The sequence below is a fragment of the Escherichia sp. KCJ4928 genome (assembly GCF_004352695.1).
In the GTDB taxonomy this organism is placed as follows: domain Bacteria; phylum Pseudomonadota; class Gammaproteobacteria; order Enterobacterales; family Enterobacteriaceae; genus ECMA0423.
This window is the reverse complement of sequence record NZ_SJWV01000320.1, coordinates 1-2,689: the sequence shown is the minus strand read 5'-3', so window position 1 is coordinate 2,689 and position 2,689 is coordinate 1. Positions and strand designations below refer to the sequence as shown.

At 40.4% G+C, this 2,689-nt stretch carries 5 protein-coding genes; all 5 read left to right on the top strand.

The features are described 5' to 3' along the window. The first annotated feature begins 100 nt into the window (after positions 1 to 100). Positions 101 to 337, top strand: a complete 237-nt coding sequence (gene ycgZ, locus E0D98_RS23165; RefSeq protein WP_000554144.1) for a regulatory protein YcgZ — start codon at positions 101 to 103, stop codon at positions 335 to 337. Positions 338 to 379: 42 nt separating this feature from the next. Next, a complete protein-coding gene (locus E0D98_RS23160) occupies positions 380 to 652 on the top strand; it encodes a two-component-system connector protein YmgA (RefSeq protein WP_000857995.1) in 273 nt (90 codons plus the stop codon). A 28-nt stretch (positions 653 to 680) separates the two neighbouring features. Then, a complete protein-coding gene (gene ariR, locus E0D98_RS23155; protein WP_000888772.1) occupies positions 681 to 947 on the top strand; it encodes a biofilm/acid-resistance regulator AriR in 267 nt (88 codons plus the stop codon). Between the two features lie 112 nt (positions 948 to 1,059). Then, positions 1,060 to 1,308: a protein YmgC gene (ymgC, locus tag E0D98_RS23150; protein WP_001065752.1), complete on the top strand. Its 249-nt coding sequence runs from the start codon at positions 1,060 to 1,062 to the stop codon at positions 1,306 to 1,308. 331 nt (positions 1,309 to 1,639) lie between these two features. Next, a partial coding sequence (locus E0D98_RS23145) for a CSS-motif domain-containing protein (RefSeq protein WP_131891116.1) occupies positions 1,640 to 2,689 on the top strand: 1,050 nt, incomplete at its 3' end.

Here is a 2,689-nt window from a genome sequence, read left to right as displayed (position 1 = left end):
ATTGCAAAAAATTAATTTATCATTCTGTACACATATTTCGTACAAGTTTGCTATTGTTACCTCACTTAACATTGATTAACATTTTTAACAGAGGCGTAGCATGCATCAAAATTCAGTGACTTTAGATTCTGCGGGAGCAATCACTCGTTACTTTGCAAAAGCTAACTTGCCTACTCAGCAGGAAACTCTCGGGGAAATTGTGACTGAGATTTTGAAAGATGGACGTAATCTGAGTCGAAAGTCGCTTTGTGCCAAACTTCTTTGCCGACTGGAACACGCGACTGGGGAAGAGGAACAGAAACATTATAATGCACTAATTGGGTTGCTTTTTGAATAATGCAACAGCCTGATTATTTAACAGGTTAGCTATGAAGTCGTTATGAAGACATCTGATAATGAACGTATAAAATATGAAATTACTGGCCAGGCGGTGATCCAGATACTGCGCATGAAGATAAATTTTTCATTGCAGACTCTTATTAAGCAATTACTCGTAATGAAATCGGCTGAGGAAGATGCTTTCCGACGCGATTTAATTGACAGCATAATTCGTGATTTTAGCAATAGTGATTCAGGAGGGCCAAACCGAAGAACAGCGACAGCTGACAATAAAAGTATGTTCAATGGTAAGAAAATAAACAGAATACATTAAAATTTCATAAGTAAGATGAGAGGTTACCATGCTTGAAGATACTACAATTCATAATGCAATAACTGATAAAGCGTTAGCAAGTTACTTTCGCAGTTCGGGTAATTTGTTAGAAGAAGAGTCAGCAGTGTTAGGGCAGGCTGTCACCAATTTAATGCTTTCAGGCGATAATGTTAATAATAAAAATATTATCTTAAGTCTGATACACTCCCTGGAAACAACAAGTGATATTCTCAAAGCTGATGTGATTAGAAAAACACTGGAAATCGTGTTGCGATACACAGCTGATGATATGTAACTTCTAATTATTAAGTATAAGTTTATAGAAAACTCATTCATCTTATTTTTGTCTGTCGCTTTAGACTATACACAGCATAATTTTATTGGGTTAATATTTCTACGAGGCTGACATGAATAATTCAATCCCAGAGAGATTTATTTTTCAATGTGCTTTGTTTAAAAATCTCGAGAGGGAGGTGTTCATGACGCATGGGTATGTTGATAGTCATATTATTGATCAGGCTTTACGCTTGCGTTTAAAAGATGAAACCAGTGTGATTCTTTCTGATCTCTATCTGCAAATATTGCAGTACATTGAAATGCATAAGACTACACTAACGGATATCATTATTAATGACAGGGAATCCGTGCTCTCTTAGAACTTGAGTAAGGTTTTAGAATAAACATCAGCTGTATCACCATGCTGATGCAAAGTGAGCATTTCAGGCGTTATGCTTTCTTATTATGTCCGCAATATCAGGTGTCAAGAATGGAGAGTTCTCGCTCTCCATTCTTGACGCCTGATATCCCGCCTAACTTATTTTGTACTGCCTACATTATGCTCAATAATTAATGGGTTAGATCAAGATGGAGAAAATTTTATCTTCGGCGTGGATATTTCTTATGCTCTCTACCATGCTCTCTGTAGATGCCAGCGCGAGCGAATGAATGGCATTTTCATGTATTAAACCCTTTGGCCGGGACAAGCAAATGCGCAATACACTCATACCCATCCTCGTTGCGATATGCTTGTTTATTACCGGTGTCGCTATTTTGAACATCCAGCTCTGGTATTCCGCAAAAGCAGAGTACCTGGCGGGAGCGAGATATGCCGCCAACAATATCAATCATATACTTGAAGAAGCGTCACAAGCGACTCAAACAGCGGTTAACATTGCCGGGAAGGAATGCAACCTCGAGGAGCAATATCAGCTTGGCACTGAAGCAGCTCTGAAACCTCACCTGCGCACAATCATCATTCTCAAACAGGGAATAGTCTGGTGTACATCCCTGCCTGGGAATCGGGTCCTGTTGTCTCGTATTCCTGTTTTCCCGGACAGTAATTTACTGTTGGCTCCAGCAATCGACACCGTTAATAGATTACCTATCCTGCTCTATCAGAACCAATTTGCAGATACGCGCATTTTGGTTACGATAAGTGATCAACATATTCGCGGGGCGCTTAATGTACCCTTGAAAGGGGTAAGGTATGTATTACGCGTGGCGGATGACATTATTGGACCAACGGGTGATGTGATGACGCTTAATGGACATTATCCCTATACCGAGAAGGTTCACTCCACAAAATATCATTTCACTATTATCTTTAACCCGCCGCCACTCTTTAGCTTCTACAGACTTATCGATAAAGGCTTTGGAATTTTAATATTTATTCTGTTAATCGCCTGCGCCGCTGCCTTCCTGCTTGATAGATATTTCAATAAAAGCGCAACGCCTGAAGAGATCCTGCGACGGGCAATAAATAATGGGGAGATCGTCCCTTTTTACCAACCTGTGGTAAATGGTCGGGAAGGGACATTGCGGGGAGTTGAGGTGTTAGCCCGCTGGAAACAACCTCACGGTGGATATATATCACCCGCGGCATTTATTCCACTTGCTGAAAAATCCGGATTAATCGTTCCGCTTACGCAAAGCCTGATGAATCAGGTTGCCAGACAGATGAACGCTATCGCGAGTAAATTGCCGGAAGGTTTTCATATTGGAATTAATTTTAGCGCTTCGCATATTATTTCGCCGACG